The 13,677-nt window shown below is 66.9% G+C and carries 13 protein-coding genes; 8 read left to right on the top strand and 5 right to left on the bottom strand.

Features of this window, described 5'->3' with window-relative positions:
- Positions 1–112: 112 nt before the first annotated feature.
- Together WC493_RS02215 and acs are read left to right on the top strand one after the other, a co-directional pair.
- Positions 113–1,294 (top strand): porin, encoded by a 1,182-nt coding sequence (locus WC493_RS02215; protein ID WP_373062064.1) that lies wholly within the window; start codon positions 113–115, stop codon positions 1,292–1,294.
- Between the two features lie 139 nt (positions 1,295–1,433).
- Positions 1,434–3,377 carry an acetate--CoA ligase gene (gene acs / locus WC493_RS02210; protein ID WP_373062062.1) on the top strand — a complete coding sequence of 648 codons (1,944 nt, stop codon included), beginning with the start codon at positions 1,434–1,436 and terminating at the stop codon, positions 3,375–3,377.
- A 70-nt stretch (positions 3,378–3,447) separates the two neighbouring features.
- Here acs and WC493_RS02205 read toward each other — a convergent pair whose 3' ends face one another.
- Positions 3,448–4,899: a coniferyl aldehyde dehydrogenase gene (locus WC493_RS02205; RefSeq protein ID WP_373062060.1), complete on the bottom strand. Its 1,452-nt coding sequence runs from the start codon at positions 4,897–4,899 to the stop codon at positions 3,448–3,450.
- A 260-nt stretch (positions 4,900–5,159) separates the two neighbouring features.
- On the opposite strand from WC493_RS02205, the gene WC493_RS02200 reads away from it, so the two are divergent.
- From WC493_RS02200 to WC493_RS02185, 4 genes are all read left to right on the top strand, one after another.
- Entirely contained in the window at positions 5,160–5,801 is a 642-nt protein-coding gene (locus tag WC493_RS02200) for a phasin family protein (RefSeq protein WP_373062058.1), read from the top strand.
- A 69-nt stretch (positions 5,802–5,870) separates the two neighbouring features.
- Positions 5,871–6,671, top strand: coding sequence for a peptidase (locus WC493_RS02195; protein WP_373062056.1), 801 nt, complete (start codon positions 5,871–5,873; stop codon positions 6,669–6,671).
- A gap of 89 nt (positions 6,672–6,760) precedes the next feature.
- On the top strand, positions 6,761–7,561 hold the full coding sequence (locus tag WC493_RS02190) for an enoyl-CoA hydratase-related protein (protein ID WP_373062054.1): 801 nt from the start codon (positions 6,761–6,763) through the stop codon (positions 7,559–7,561).
- Between the two features lies 1 nt (position 7,562).
- Positions 7,563–8,366, top strand: a complete 804-nt coding sequence (locus WC493_RS02185; protein ID WP_373062052.1) for an enoyl-CoA hydratase/isomerase — start codon at positions 7,563–7,565, stop codon at positions 8,364–8,366.
- Positions 8,367–8,405: 39 nt separating this feature from the next.
- On the opposite strand, the gene WC493_RS02180 is transcribed toward WC493_RS02185, so the two are convergent.
- Positions 8,406–9,125, bottom strand: coding sequence for an RlmE family RNA methyltransferase (locus WC493_RS02180; protein WP_373062050.1), 720 nt, complete (start codon positions 9,123–9,125; stop codon positions 8,406–8,408).
- Positions 9,122–10,111, bottom strand: a complete 990-nt coding sequence (locus WC493_RS02175; protein ID WP_373062048.1) for a Ppx/GppA phosphatase family protein — start codon at positions 10,109–10,111, stop codon at positions 9,122–9,124. Before WC493_RS02175 ends, WC493_RS02180 begins: the two co-directional genes overlap by 4 nt.
- Positions 10,112–10,277: 166 nt before the next feature.
- Here WC493_RS02175 and WC493_RS02170 point away from each other — a divergent pair, with 166 nt between their 5' ends.
- Together WC493_RS02170 and WC493_RS02165 are read left to right on the top strand one after the other, a co-directional pair.
- Positions 10,278–11,180 (top strand): DUF4344 domain-containing metallopeptidase, encoded by a 903-nt coding sequence (locus tag WC493_RS02170; protein ID WP_373062046.1) that lies wholly within the window; start codon positions 10,278–10,280, stop codon positions 11,178–11,180.
- Positions 11,181–11,219: 39 nt separating this feature from the next.
- A complete protein-coding gene (locus WC493_RS02165; protein WP_373062043.1) occupies positions 11,220–11,633 on the top strand; it encodes a transcriptional regulator in 414 nt (137 codons plus the stop codon).
- Between the two features lie 2 nt (positions 11,634–11,635).
- Here the strand turns inward: WC493_RS02165 and WC493_RS02160 are convergent, their stop codons facing one another.
- Positions 11,636–12,847 carry an ABC transporter permease gene (locus WC493_RS02160; RefSeq protein WP_373062041.1) on the bottom strand — a complete coding sequence of 404 codons (1,212 nt, stop codon included), beginning with the start codon at positions 12,845–12,847 and terminating at the stop codon, positions 11,636–11,638.
- On the bottom strand, positions 12,841–13,533 hold the full coding sequence (locus WC493_RS02155; RefSeq protein WP_373062039.1) for an ABC transporter ATP-binding protein: 693 nt from the start codon (positions 13,531–13,533) through the stop codon (positions 12,841–12,843). The genes WC493_RS02160 and WC493_RS02155 overlap by 7 nt, the downstream gene beginning before the upstream one ends.
- Between the last annotated feature and the right edge of the window lie 144 nt (positions 13,534–13,677).

The following is a 13,677-nucleotide window of genomic DNA, read 5'->3' as shown; positions in this document are numbered from 1 at the left end:
CACAGCATTGCCCTCTTGCAGGCTCGATTGCTTAGCTATTGATGGCCCGGCCCGCCTCGGTCTATCCACGTCGCAGGGCACGACCACAACATGCCTTCATGAGGGGTGAGAGATGAACAACAAGCTTCTTTTCGGCACCACGGCCCTTGCCGCCGTGCTGCTGGCCGGTGCGGCCCAGGCGGCCGACCCCGGCGTGACCGTGAAGGTCGCCGGTTTCGCCAAGGCCTTCTTCCAGGTCGGCGGCATCAGCAGCAATCAGTCGAATGGCGCGGGCAACCTGCGCAGCACCACGCTCGACACCTGGAACAACGAAGTCTGGTTCATCGCCGAAGGCACGGCCGCCAACGGCCTGAAGTACGGCGCCCGGATCGAGCTGGAAGGCACCAGCCAGGACGACCAGATCGACGAATCCTACATGTGGCTGCAGGGCGACTGGGGCAAGCTCGAACTCGGTAACGACGACAACGCCGTCAACCAGATCGCCTATTTCATCCCGGCTGTGACCGCCGACAAGGCGATCGGCATCGAAGATCCGGACTATTACCCGAACTTCCCGGCGGGCGCGGGCAGCACCTTCCGCAACTTCAACAGCCCGAGCCATTACGATGGCGATGCTTCGAAGTTGGTCTACTTCAGCCCGCGTCTGGCCGGCTTCCAGGCCGCCGTCTCCTACGCGCCGTCGGCTTGCGAAGACAACAACACCGCGGCCGGCGCCGGCGGCTGCAACAACGGCGGTTTCGAGCAGGATAACGCGGCCGGCAGCGGCGGCGCCTTCGGCGATGCCATTGCCTTCGCGCTGAACTACACCCAGAAGTACGGCGACCTCGGCGTGACCGCGGCTGTCGGCTACTACCACGACAGCGGTGACCTGGCGACCGCCGGCGACCGTAGCAGCATCACCGTCGGTGCCGGCATCTCCTACAAGGGCTTCGACCTCGGCGCCAACTGGATGCAGACCAGCCACTACGCCCGTCAGGCCTATACCCTGGCCGGTTCGGACAATCCGGATGCGACCCTGAACCAGTATCTGGTCGGTGCTCGCTACACCACCGGTGCCTGGTCGTTCGGCGGCCAGTTCGGCTATGGCAAGATCACCGACGCTGCCGGCACGCTCGGCCGCGACGACAAGCTGGTCGCCGGCATGATCGGCGCCGGCTACACCATCGCCACCGGCCTCTCGGTCGACGCCGGCGTGATGTACTACGACTGGAGCTCGGACACCAACGGCGTCACCAACCTGGGCGCCAACCAGACCGCCACCGTCGGTCTGATCGGTACCGTGCTGAGCTTCTGATCCTCCGGGATCGATGCCATGGGGGCGGCCTTCGGGCCGCCCCCTTTTCTTTTGTCTCTACAACCTTCGGGCAGCTTGCGCCCCCGGGGCACCCCTCCCATAATCCGCGCCAAACAACGCCAATATGGGAGGGCAGACGATGAGCCAGGAGATCTATCCGGTTCCGGCCGGTTTCGCGGCGAAGGCGCATGTCGATGCCGCGGGTTACGCTTCGGGTTACCGCCGGTCGGTGGAAGACCCGGTGGGTTTCTGGGGCGAGGCGGGCAAGCGGCTTTCCTGGATCAAGCCCTATTCGGCCGCTGCGGTGAAGGACGTCTCCTTCGGCCCCGGTAACGTGCACATCCGCTGGTTCCACGACGGCGTGCTCAATGTCGCCGCCAACTGCCTCGACCGCCACCTCGAGACCAGGGCCGACAAGGTCGCCATCCTGTGGGAGGGCGACAGCCCGGCCGATAGCCGCGCCATCACCTACCGCGAACTTCATGCCGAGGTTTCGCGCTTCGCCAATGTCCTGAAGGCCAAGGGCGTTCAGAAGGGCGACCGCGTCACCCTCTATCTGCCCATGATCCCGGAAGCCGCGGTCGCCATGCTGGCCTGCGCCCGGATCGGCGCCATCCATTCGATCGTCTTCGGCGGCTTCTCGCCCGACAGCCTGGCCGGCCGCATCGTCGACTGCGGCTCCAAGGTCGTCATCACCTCGGACGAGGGCCTGCGCGGCGGCAAGCCCGTGCCCCTCAAGGGCAATACCGACAAGGCCCTGGAACAGGCGCCCGAGGTCGAATGCGTGATCGTGGTCCGCCGCACCGGCGGCAAGGTGAACATGGTTCCCGGCCGCGACGTCTGGTACGACGAGGAACTGGCCAAGGCCGATCCCGTCTGCGAACCGGCGCCGATGAATGCCGAGGATCCCCTCTTCATCCTCTATACCTCGGGCTCGACCGGCAAGCCCAAGGGCGTGCTGCACACGACGGGCGGCTATCTCGTCTATGCCAGCATGACCCACGAGCTGATCTTCGATTACCACGAAGACGACATCTATTGGTGCACCGCCGACGTCGGCTGGGTCACCGGGCACAGCTACATCGTCTATGGCCCGCTCGCCAATGGCGCCACCACCCTGATGTTCGAGGGCGTGCCGAGCTATCCCGACGCCTCGCGCTTCTGGCAGGTCGTCGACAAGCACAAGGTGACGATCTTCTATACCGCCCCGACCGCGATCCGCAGCCTGATGCGCGAAGGCGAGGCCCTGGTGAAGAGCACCTCCCGCGCCAGCCTCCGCCTGCTGGGCTCGGTCGGCGAGCCGATCAACCCGGAAGCCTGGAACTGGTACCACAAGGTCGTCGGCGACGAGCGCTGCCCGATCGTCGACACCTGGTGGCAGACCGAGACCGGCGGCATCCTGATCAGCCCGCTGCCCGGCGCCACCGCGCTGAAGCCCGGCTCCGCCACCCTGCCCTTCTTCGGCGTGGTACCCGAAGTGGTCGATGCCGACGGCAAGGTGCTGACCGGCGCCACCGAAGGCAATCTCTGCATCGCCGACTCTTGGCCGGGCCAGATGCGCACCGTGTTCGGCGATCACGAGCGCTTCGTGCAGACCTATTTCTCGACCTACCCGGGGAAATATTTCACGGGCGACGGCTGCCGCCGCGACGAGGACGGCTACTATTGGATCACCGGCCGGGTCGACGACGTGATCAACGTCTCCGGCCACCGCATGGGCACGGCCGAGGTGGAGAGCGCCCTGGTCGCCCATCCCAAGGTGGCCGAGGCCGCCGTGGTGGGCTATCCCCACGACCTCAAGGGCCAGGGCATCTATGCCTATGTGACGCTGAACGCCGGCGAGGAACCGAGCGACGCGCTGAAGAAGGAACTGGTCGCCTGGGTGCGCCGCGAGATCGGCCCGATCGCCAGCCCCGACCTGATCCAGTTCGCCCCCGGCCTGCCCAAGACCCGCTCCGGCAAGATCATGCGCCGCATCCTCCGCAAGATCGCCGAAAACGAGTTCGGCGCCCTCGGCGACACCTCCACCCTCGCCGATCCCTCCGTCGTCACCGACCTCATCGATAATCGGCAGAACAAGTAGTGAGGAAGCCCACAGGGCAAAAGGAAGGGGCGGCCGCGCAAACGGCCGCCCCTTCCGGCTTTCGGCGTGCTTACTTCAGCAGGAAGCCGAGCAGGCGGTCGATCGTCTTGCCGTAAGGCGGACGCATGAACTTGAGGCCGTTCAGTTTGGGCTGCACCATGACCGACTTCTTGTGGCTGAAGGTCATGAAGCCCTCGCGCCCGTGGTAGGAACCCATGCCCGACGGGCCGACGCCGCCGAAAGGCATGTCTTCCTGGGCGACATGCATCACCGTCTCGTTGACGCAGGCACCGCCCGACGTGGTGCGGGTCAGCACCTTGTCCTGCGCCGCCTTGTCGTCCGAGAAGACGTAGAGGGCGAGCGGACGCGGGTGGTCGTTCACATAGTCGATCGCCTCGTCGAGTTGGCGATAGGTCTTGATCGGCAGGATCGGGCCGAAGATCTCGTCCTGCATCACCTTCATGTCATCCGTCGGATCGAGGATGATGGTGGGCGGGATCTTGTGGGTCGGTTGCTGCTCGAAATTCTCCTTGGCCGGATTGACCTCGACCACGGTGGCGCCCTTCGACTTGGCGTCGGCGATCAGGCCGCGCAGGCGGTCGTAATGGCGCTGGTTAACGACCGAGGTGTAATCCGGATTGTCCTTCAGGGTCGGATAGGACTTGGTCACCTGGGCCGAGAGAAGGTCGACGAATTCCTTCCTCTTGTCGTCCGGCACGAAGACATAGTCGGGCGCCACGCAGGTCTGGCCGGCGTTCAGGAACTTGCCCTGCACGATCGAACCCGCGGCATCGGCGAGGCGCGCATTGCGGTCGACGATGGTGGGCGACTTGCCGCCCAACTCCAGGGTGACCGGCACCAGATTCTCGGCCGCGGCACGCATCACATGGCGGCCGATCGAGGTCGCCCCGGTGAACAGCATGTGGTCGAAGGGCAGGCGCGAGAAGGGCTCACCCACTTCCGGTCCGCCGGTGGCGACGGCGATTTCGAGCTCGTCGAAGGCCTTGCCCAAGACTTTGGCCATCAGCTCGGAGGTGCGCGGCGTATATTCGGAGGGCTTCAGCATCACCCGGTTGCCGGCCGCAATGGCCGCCGCCATCGGCCCGAAGGCGAGCTGGATCGGATAGTTCCAGGGCGAGATCACGCCCACGACGCCGAGCGGCTGGAACAGGATCTTGTTTCGGGCCGGGAAATAGGTGATCGCAGTCGGCCGCTTCTCCGGCTTCATCCACTTGGCGAGGTGCTTCTGCATGTGCTTGATGCCCTCGACCGTGACCACAAAATCGGTCAGCAGGGTCTCGTGCTTCGAGCGATGGCCGAAGTCGGCCGAGACCGCTTCGAGGAAGGCATCCTTGTTGTCCATCAGCGCGGCCTTCAGGCGGCCCAGGCGCTCACGCCGAAGCTCGGCCGAGGGCGGCCCCATCTTGATGAAGTCGCGGCGCTGCCGCTCGAGAATATCCTTCAGCCGCGCGCCGACATCCCCGCCGCCCGCAGCCTCGACCCGCACTTCCGCCAAACTCATGTTTCCTCTCCCCGGGCTCATGGCCTTTTCAATCCGATAATTTATCAGATTGTGCGCCTGGGACCAGTCCGGCGTGAAACAGCGTTTCAGGGCATTTCGATGAATTTTTGTGCAGTGCGGCAATATTCCCGTTGACGGCGCAAAGTGTCGGACTTATCTACTTCTCATGTTGCGCCGCACAACGACCTTTGTCCGGTGCGGCGGCCAGTACCTGCGTAGCCAATTCAACCATTCCATAAGCGAAGCTCAGGAGAGCGAAGATGGCCACCAAGAAGAAAGCCGCCGCTGACGTGGCGGGCGAAGTGATGGAGACCGTTGTCGAGTCCGTGGAAACCGTCGAAGGCGCGACCGAGAAGGCCACCGAGGCCGTGGAAACCGCGCTGGACAATGCCTCGTCCCAGCTCGAGAAGGCCGTGGCCTGGAGCCGCGACCATGTGAACGAAGTCTCGGCCAAGGTCGAAGAGAACGCCAAGAAGGCCCTCGCCGACGCGAAGGACAACTTCGCCAAGGCTACCGACTGGAGCCGCAGCCGCTACCAGACCCTGAAGACCAACTACAGCGAAGCCGTGACCTTCAGCAAGGCCTCGCTGCAGGACGTCGTTGCCTCGGGCAAGGCCGCCGCCGAAGGCCTGAAGTCGGTCGGTGAAGCGGTTGCGGAAGCCGTGAAGGTCGCGACCGAAGAGAACGTCGACGCCGCCAAGAAGCTGTGGGCCGTGAAGTCGGTCGGCGAAGCGGTCGAGCTGCAGGACAAGTTCACCAAGACTGCCCTGGACCTCTACCTCGCCCATTCGCAGAAAATTGCCGAGACCACCGCTTCGGCGATCCGCGCGACGATCGAGCCGCTGCACGCCCGTCTGGCCGCCTTCGCGACCGAGATCGAGAAGCGCCGCACCGCCGCTTAATTTCCCCGGCGGGGCGTGTTATCAGGGGGCGGCTTCGGCCGCCCCTTTCGCTTTCCCGGATAGCACCTCATGACCTATGCCGTCGGCCTTCTTCTCGACGCGGGCCTCGTCTTCGCCTCCGACACCCGGACCAACGCCGGGGTCGACCATGTCTCCACCTTCAAGAAGATGACGGTGTTCGAGGTCCCGGGCGAACGGGTCATCGTGCTCATGGCATCGGGCAACCTGGCCGTCACCCAGTCGGTGGTGAGCCAGCTCAAGGCCTGGAACACGGCGACGCCGCGCACCGGCGCCGGCAGGGCGCGCGCCAACCGCTCGATCCTGAAGGCGGAGACGATGTTCGAGGCGGCCCGCATCGTCGGCGCGGCGCTGCGCGAAGTCCACGCCCTGGACGGCGACTACATGAAGGCCCACGGCCACGACTTCAACGCGATGTTCATCCTGGGCGGCCAGATCGGCCAGGAACGGCCGCGCCTGTTCCAGGTCTATTCCGCCGGCAATTTCATCGAGGCGGGCAAAGACACGCCCTATTTCCAGATCGGCGAGACGAAATACGGCAAGCCCATCATCGACCGCATCGTGCGGCCGGAGACCCCGCTCTCGGTGGCGGCGAAATGCACCCTGATCTCCTTCGATTCGACCATGCGCTCGAACGTCTCGGTCGCCATGCCGCTCGACCTGCTGACCTACGAGAAGGATGAACTCCGGGTCGGCGACTATCGCCGCATCCCGCGCAACGATCCCTATATGACCGCCCTCTCCGACGGCTGGTCGAAGGGCATCCTGGCCGCCTTCGAAGCCCTGCCCGATCCCGATTGGCCGGTCGCCAAGCCCGAGTCCTCCCCGGCGAAGCGTAAGCGCAAGGGCTAATTGCCGTCGCGGCTTCCTGGCCCAAAGTGAACGGGGTTCACAAAGCCCCGCAGGCCGTCATAATCCCCGGGTCCGCGCCAGGAGGACCCATGACATACGAAACGCTGCTGGTCGAGCGCCGGGGAGGCGTCGCCCAGATCACCCTGAACCGGCCCCAGGTGCTGAACGCCCTGAACGAGCCGATGTACGAAGAACTGACCGCCGCCTTCGCCGCGGCGGAAGCGGATCCGGCCGTGCGCGCCGTGCTGCTGACCGGGGCCGGTCGCGCCTTCTGTTCGGGCGCCGACCTCGCCCGGCCGCGCCCGATCCCCGAGGGCGGCACGCTGGGCGACGGCGTGGCCGAGACCATGCATGCCCTGATCAACCCGATGGTCGCCCGCATCGCCCGCCTGAAGAAGCCGGTGATCGCGGCGGTGAACGGCGTCGTCGCCGGCGGCGGGGTCGGCGTGGCGCTGGCCTGCGACATCGTGGTGGCGGCGAAATCGGCCACTTTCATCCAGGTCTTCGGCCCGAACCTCGGCATCGTGCCGGACATCGGCTGCACCTGGATGGTGCCGCGCCTGGTCGGACGGGCGCGCGCCCTCGGCCTCGCCCTGCTGGGCGACCGCCTGCCGGCGGAGACGGCGGCGGACTGGGGCCTGATCTGGGCCGCGGTCGAGGACGAACGCCTGATGATCGAAGCCAATGCCCTGGCCGAGAGGCTGGCCGCCGGGCCGACCGTCGGCTTCGGCCTGATCAAGCGCGCCCTGATGGCGTCCGAGCAGAACGATTTCGAGGCCCAGCTCGCGCTCGAAGCGGAATCGCAGCGGATCGCCTTCACCACCAATGACACGGTCGAAGGCATCACCGCCTTCCTGACCAAGCGCAAGCCGGCCTTCACGGGAACCTGACATGACCACGAGCTTCACCCGCGTGACCACCGCCATCGAAGACGGCGTGATGGTGCTGACCTTCAACCAGCCGGAAGCGCTGAACGCCGTCTCCCAGGCCATGATCAAGGAGATCGGCGAGGCCGTGAAACTGGCCGAGGATCCGGCCGGCGGTGTCCGCTGCCTGGTGATCACCGGGGCCGGCCGCGGCTTCTGCGCCGGTGCCAACCTGGCCGATCCCGAGGGGCTTTCGATGGACGGCGGCGTTCCCGACGTCGGCCGCATCCTCGAAGACTATTACAACCCGCTGTTCAAGCGCCTGCGCGACCTCCGCGTGCCCATCGTCACCGCGGTGAACGGCCCGGCCGCCGGTGTCGGCATGAGCTTCGCCCTGATGGGCGACATCGTGGTGGCGGCCAAATCGGCGAGCTTCCTCCAGGCCTTTGCCAAGATCGGCCTGGTGCCGGACGGCGGCTCGTCCTGGCTGCTGCCCCGCCTGGTCGGGCGGGCGCGCGCCCTCGAACTCGCCCTGATGGCGGAGAAGCTGCCGGCCGAAAAGGCCCTCGAATGGGGACTGATCAACCGCGTGGTCGAGGACGCCGAACTGATGCCGACCGCCCTCGGCATCGCCAGGAAATTCGCCGCCGGCCCGACCCTGGCACTCGGCTATATCCGCAAGATGATGCAGGCGAGTTTCGAGGCGAGCTACGACCAGCAGCTCGACCTCGAGCGCCAGCTCCAGCGCGCCGCCGGTCAGAGCCAGGATTTCCAGGAAGGTGTGGCGGCCTTCCTGGCCAAGCGTCCGCCCCAATACAAGGGCAAGTGACGGCATCGGGGCCGGACCTGTCGGTCCGGCCCCGCGCGCTCAGGACCGGAAGCCGGTCGCGACCACATACATTTCGGAAGAATCGCTCCGGCTCGCCGGCGGCTTCATGTGTTTCACCAGGGCGAAATGCTTGCGCATGGTCGCCATCAACTGGTTCTCGGAGCCGCCCTGCAGCACCTTGGCGATGAAGGCGCCGCCCGGCTTCAGCACGTCGCGGGCGAAATCCAGCGCCGCCTCGCAGAGCGCCATGATCTTCAGATGGTCGGTCGCCTTGTGCCCGGTGGACGAGGCCGCCATGTCGGACAGGACGACGTCGGCCGGTCCGCCCAGCAGGGCGCGCAGCCGCTCCGGCGCGTCTTCGGCGAAGAAGTCGAGCTGGATCACTTCGGCACCCGGCATGGGAGCGACTTCGGTCAGGTCGATGCCCACCACCTTGCCGTTGGGGGCGGAATCACCGGGGCGGGAACGGACCCGCTGGCTCGCCACCTGGCACCAGCCGCCGGGGGCCGCGCCCAAGTCGACGACGAAGGCGCCGGGCCGCAGCACATGCAGCTTGTCGTCCATCTCGATCAGCTTGTAGGCCGCCCGGCTGCGGTAGCCGTCACGCTTGGCTGCCGCCACATAGGGGTCGTTCAACTGGCGTTCGAGCCAGCGCGCCGAAGAGGCGGTGCGTTTCTTCGCGGTCTTCACCCGCACATGCAACCCGTGGGCGGGGCCGATACCGGCGCCCGACTTCTTGCCACCCGATTTTCCAGTCATGGCTTCGTGCTCGCCATCAATCCCATCAAAACGCCTTCGCGAAGGCCCCGGTCGGCGATGCGCAGCCGCTGTTCCGGCCAGGCATCGAGGATCGCCTCGAGAATGGCGCAGCCGGCCAGCACCAGATCCGCCCGGTCACGCCCGATGCAGGGATTGGCCGCCCGCCCCTCGAAAGGCAGCGCGCGGATGCCGGCGATCACCCGGTCGACTTCCGCCCTGGTCATCCAGGAACCGTCGACCCGGCTGCGATCGTAGCGCGGCAGGTCCATGCGTACCGCCGCCAGCGTGGTGACGGTGCCCGACGTGCCGAGGAGTTGGAAACCGTGTTCGAGGGCTGCCTGCGCCGGATCATGCTTCTCCGCGAAGGGGACCAGGGCGTCCCGCACCTCGGCCACCATACGGGCATAGAGCGTGTCGTCGACCTGGACGCCGCCGAAACGCTCCGCCAGGGTGACGACGCCGAGACGGAGCGAGGTCCAGTCCAGCATCTCCGCCCGGTCGGGCCCGGTCACGGAGAGCCAGGCGAGTTCGGTCGAGCCGCCGCCGATATCGAAGACCAGCGCCCGGCGCCGGTCGGGATCGAGCAGCGGCGTGCAGCCGGCGACCGCCAGCCGCGCCTCTTCCTGGGGCGAGATCACTTCGAGGGCGATGCCCGTCTCGTCCTTGGCGCGGTCGAGGAATTCGGGGCCGTTGGCGGCGCGGCGGCAGGCTTCGGTGGCGATCGCCCGGATATGGGTCACCTTGCGCCGGCGCATCCGCCCGGCGCAGACCTGCAGGGCCTCGATCGTGCGCTCGATCGCGGCATCGGCGATCCGCCCGTGGGAGGCGAGGCCTTCGCCCAGGCGGACGATGCGCGAAAAGGCATCGACGATGCGGAAAGTGCCGTGACGGGAGGGTTCCGCGATCAGCAGGCGGCAGTTGTTGGTGCCGAGATCCAGCGCCGCATAGATGGGTGGATCATTCCTGCCCCGCTGCGGCAGGGGCACCGCCCGAGTGCCGCCACCCGGGGAGTCTTGGCCCGAAGGGCTCACATCCGACACGATCGACCTCAAACCATCGGAGCAGCCCGCGCCGCCCCACTTGCCGCCATGATAGCAGTTTTACCGCTGATGGGTAGAATTCCGCCATGTCACCGGCGAATACTGGAGCGTCATGCTGAAAACCCTCTGCCGTCGCGGACTCCTGGCCCTGGGCCTGATTCTGGCCCTCGGAACGGAGGCTGCCAGGGCGGCGGAGACACCGCTCGATGCCGGCGACCGGCTCTTCGTCCAGGCCAATGTGCAATGGACCGTGGGGCACGAGATCGGCCACGCGCTGATCGACCAGCTCGACCTCCCCGTCTTCGGCCGGGAGGAGGATGCGGCCGACATGCTGGGCGCCATGCTCCTGGTGCTGCGCCGGGACATCGGATTGCAGCCGGATTTCCGCGCCCGCCTGAAGGCGATCGCCGACGGCTGGCTGCTCGAATGGATCGACGACGTCGAGCTGCAGAACGCGATCCCCTATTGGGACAGCCATTCGCTGGACATCCAGCGCCTCTTCACCTTCACCTGCCTGATCTACGGCAGCGACCCGAGCCACCTGGAAGACCTCGCCGATACCGCCACCCTGCCGGTCGAACGCGCCCTCTACTGCCCGGACGAATATGCGCTGGCGGCCCGCTCGATCGACTGGGTGGCGCGCAACTACGGCCGGCCGGAAGGCGCCGCGATCGAACCCGGCGCGGGCCGCTTCAAGGTCGTCTTCGACAAGGTCGGATCGGAGGATTACGCCGACCTGATCGAGATCGTGAAAGCCGATCCCTTCCTGGAGGAATCCGCCGAGCACCTGTCGCGCCGCCTGCGCCTGCCGCGCGACATCACCATCGTCTTCACCGACTGCGGCAATGCCGAAGCCTTCTACAACGAGCGCACGGTCGAAATCGTCATGTGCTACAGCCTGCTCCGCCATTTCGCCGACTACGCCCGCCGCCGCCACCAGCAGGACCCCGGCCGCAGCCTCTGCTCGGTCCCGGTCCCCGGCCTGCCGGCGGGGCGGCGTTTCGGGTGCCCTTGACGGTCTTGTTCCCGTCTCGGGAACAATCTATCACGCGCCATGCACATCATCGCCAAGGCGCCGCTTCGGGAATTCTGGGCCCGGCATCCGCCGGCAGAGAAGCCGCTGCGGATCTGGTTCGCCCAGGTTCAGGCGGCATCCTGGCAGGGGCCGGCCGAGGGCAGCGCCGAGGCCGCGCGCTTCGACGTGTTGACCACCCTGATCGAAGCCTATGAGGCGGTGTACTGGCCGATCGAGGCTCTCGACCCGATCGACATGATCGAGGCCCACATGGCCGCCAGCGGGCGGTCCCAGGCGGATCTAGCCGCCCTCTTCGGCTCGCGCTCCAGGGCTTCGGAAGTACTGGGCCGGAAACGCGGCCTGACCCTCGCCATGGTCGACAAGCTGACGCGCGAATGGGGTATCCCGGCCGAGGCCCTGGTCCGCCCCTACAAGCTGACCTCGGCCGCCTGACCCTATTCGTGCCGGAGGGCGTCGATCGGGTCGAGCCGTGCCGCGCGGCGGGCCGGGAAATAGCCGAAGCCGACGCCGACCAGGCCGGAAAAGACGGTCGCCAGCAGGACGACGCCGGGGTCGATCAGCAGCGGCAGGCCCAGGGCCGCGGTGCCGATCGCCGAAAGGCTCAGGCCCAGGACCACGCCGATCAAGCCGCCGAACAGGGAGAGCAGCACGGCTTCGGCCAGGAACTGGGCCAGGACTTCGCGTTCGAGCGCGCCGATGGCCAGCCGGATGCCGATCTCGCGCGTCCGCTCGGTCACCGCGACCAGCATGATGTTCATAATGCCGATGCCGCCGACGATGAGGGAAATCGCCGCGATGGCGCCCAGGAAGGCGGTCAGGATCACGGTGACGCCGCCGATGATCTTGGCGATCTCGGAGACGTCGTTGACCTGGAAATCGTCGGTCTTGTTCGCCGTGATATGGCGGCGCTCGCGCATGATGCCCTGGATGTCTTCCTTCACCTTGGCCGTCGCCTCGGCCGAGACGGCGGAGATCAGCATCAGGCTGACGTCCTGATTGCCCGAGATGCGGCGCTGGAAGGTCTTCAGCGGCATGATCACGACATCGTCCTGGTCGGTGCCCAGGATCGAGCGGCCTTTGCCTTCGAGCGTGCCGATCACGTTGCAGGGAAAGCCGCCGACGCGAAGGGGCGCGCCGATCGGGTCCTGGGCGCCGAAGATCTCGCGCACCACGGTCTGGCCGATGACGCAGACGGTGCGGCCGGAGCGGATCTCGCCCTCGTCGAAGGCGCGGCCCGAAACCACGGTCCATTCGCGCACGGCGAAATAATTGGCGTCCGCCCCGATCACGGTGGTCGACCAGGACTTGGCCCCCAGCACCACCGGCGCCGCCGCGGTCGAGACCGCGGCGACCGCGTTGAGGCCGGCGACGTCGCGCTGGATCACGCGGACATCGGCCAGCTTGAAGGGCGCCGCCGCCTGGGGCGGGCCGCCCTTGCCGGCGTTGCCGGGCGCGACCACGATCAGATTGCGGCCGAGCGAGGAGATTTCGTTGGTGATGCTGGCCGTCGCCCCCTGCCCCAGGGTCACCAGCGCGATCACCGCCGCGATACCGATGACGATGCCGAGGGTGGTGAGGACGGAGCGCATCAGGTTCCGGCGCAGTTCCTGGAACGCCATGCGGAGGGTGAGGCTGAGGCTCAGCATTTCGCCGTCACCTCGTCCGCGACGATGCGGCCGTCCTTGAAGCGGATCTGACGCCGGGCATAGGCCGCCATGTCCGGCTCGTGCGTCACCATCATCACGGTGATGCCATGGGCCCGGTTCAGGTCGACCAGCAATTCCATGATCTCGCGGCTGCGCTCGCTGTCGAGATTGCCGGTCGGCTCGTCCGCGAGCAGCAACTCCGGTGCCGTCACGATGGCGCGGGCGATCGCCACGCGCTGCTGCTGCCCGCCCGAGAGTTCGGCCTGGGTATGGTTCTCGCGCCCGGCGAGGCCGACCTGGGCCAGCGCCTCGACCGCGCGGCGGCGCCGCTCCGCCTTGGCCAAGCCGCGGTAGACCAGCGGCAGTTCGACGTTTTCGAGCGCCGAGGTGCGCTTCAGCAGGTTGAAGCCCTGGAAGACGAAGCCGAGGTGATTCCGGCGCAGCAGGGCGCGACCGTTCCGGTCGAGCGCCGTGACCTCGGTCCCGTTGAAGCGGTAGGTGCCGGCGGTCGGCGTATCCAGGCAACCGATGATGTTCATCGTGGTCGACTTGCCGGAGCCGCTGGGTCCCATCACGGCGACGAATTCGCCGGACTCGATCACCATGTCGATGCCGGCCAGGGCCACCACCTGGGCCTCGCCCTCGCCATAGACCTTGCGGATGCCGGCCAGCTCGATCAACGCCATGTCGGGGCCTAGCGGCTCGTCGTGGTGCGCGCGATATCGACGATGACGGCGGTGCCGGGCTCCAGCCCGTCGGCCGTGACCTCGGTCAGGCGGCCGTCGTTCAGGCCGATGACGACCACCACCGGCTTCGGCTTGCCGTCCTCG

This window comes from Zavarzinia sp. (assembly GCF_041650655.1).
GTDB lineage: Bacteria > Pseudomonadota > Alphaproteobacteria > Zavarziniales > Zavarziniaceae > Zavarzinia.
The sequence above is the reverse complement of the archived record's forward strand: the minus strand, read 5'-3'. Positions and strand labels throughout refer to the sequence as shown.